The organism is Listeria fleischmannii subsp. fleischmannii LU2006-1 (assembly GCF_000344175.1).
In the GTDB taxonomy this organism is placed as follows: Bacteria; Bacillota; Bacilli; order Lactobacillales; family Listeriaceae; genus Listeria; species Listeria fleischmannii.
Map to the genome: position 1 here is coordinate 1 of NZ_ALWW01000082.1, position 1068 is coordinate 1068.

General features: G+C 48.2%; 2 rRNA genes. Both read right to left on the minus strand.

From position 1 onward, the window contains the following. Positions 1–437 (minus strand): 23S ribosomal RNA (locus tag LFLEISCH_RS14260); the annotation flags it as partial. Positions 438–674: 237 nt separating this feature from the next. Next, positions 675–1068 (minus strand): 16S ribosomal RNA (locus LFLEISCH_RS14265); the annotation flags it as partial.

Below are 1068 nucleotides of genomic sequence, written 5' to 3' on the forward strand. Positions count from 1 at the left end.
TACTCAGGATCCACTCTGGAGAGAAGCACATTTCAACTACCGGGCTATTACCGTCTCTGGCGGCCTTTCCAGACCGCTTCATCTATCATCCTTCTTTGTAACTCCTATAAGAGTCGTCCTACAACCCCAAGAAGTCAAGCTTCTTGGGTTTGGGCTCTTTCCGTTTCGCTCGCCGTCCTAACTCAGGAAATACGATTTTTCTTTTCTTCTTCCTCACGGTTACTTAGTCATGTTTCTGTTTCCCCTTGGGTCTGCCTTCCTTATGGCTATGTATTCACCATAAGGATACTATCCGACTAAAGATAGTGGGTTCCCCCATTCGGAAATCTCTGGATCAACGCTTACGTACAGCTCCCCAAAGCACTATCGGTGTTAGTCCCGTCCTTCTTCGGCTCCTAGTGCCAAGGCATCCACCGTGCGCCCTTCCTAACTTAACCTCATTCGCTTCTTCGAAGCGCGGTTAATCTGAATATCGTTTTTATCAGCGATGATAAACGCCTATTCGGTTGAAAGATACACTTTCAGTTGATTCTCGGTTACTTGTTCAAGTGTTTCCACTTGTGATAACTTTACTAACTTTTCTTATCTAGTTTTCAAAGAACAGGTTGTTGAGAGTGACCTCTCAAAACTGAACAAAAGAAGTGAAAAAACATCATAGGTTTCCTTATCCTTAGAAAGGAGGTGATCCAGCCGCACCTTCCGATACGGCTACCTTGTTACGACTTCACCCCAATTATCTGTCCCACCTTCGGCGGCTGGCTCGCCTAAGCGTTACCCTACCGACTTCGGGTGTTACAAACTCTCGTGGTGTGACGGGCGGTGTGTACAAGGCCCGGGAACGTATTCACCGCGGCATGCTGATCCGCGATTACTAGCGATTCCGGCTTCATGTAGGCGAGTTGCAGCCTACAATCCGAACTGAGAATGGTTTTATGGGATTGGCTTCACCTCACGGCTTCGCCTGCCTTGTACCATCCATTGTAGCACGTGTGTAGCCCAGGTCGATAGGGCATGATGATTTGACGTCCAYYCCCACCTTCCTCCGGCTTGCACCTGGCATGTCACTTT